General features: G+C 37.1%; 1 protein-coding gene. It reads left to right on the top strand.

Annotation, left to right across the window (positions count from 1 at the left end; genetic code table 11):
- Positions 1–267: UDP-N-acetylglucosamine 2-epimerase (locus tag GUI70_RS25770; protein WP_202630611.1), on the top strand; the 267-nt coding region annotated here is incomplete at both ends.

Raw genomic sequence — 267 nt, 5'->3', positions numbered from 1 at the left:
ATTCTTGGTGATACAAATAGTTGTTTAGCAGCAGTATCTGCTAAACGATTAAAGATTCCTGTGTTCCACATGGAAGCGGGTAATAGATGCTTTGATCAGAATGTACCTGAAGAAATCAATCGTAAAATTGTTGACCATGTCAGTGATGTGAATCTACCTTATACGGAACATAGCAGACGTTATTTATTAGATGAAGGCTTCAATAAAGCGAATATCTTTGTGACAGGATCACCGATGACAGAAGTGATAGAAGCGCATCTAGATAAA

It is taken from the genome of Deinococcus alpinitundrae, assembly GCF_009982895.1.
Taxonomy (GTDB): domain Bacteria; phylum Deinococcota; class Deinococci; order Deinococcales; family Deinococcaceae; genus Deinococcus; species Deinococcus alpinitundrae.
This window is presented reverse-complemented; position numbering and strand designations above follow the sequence as displayed.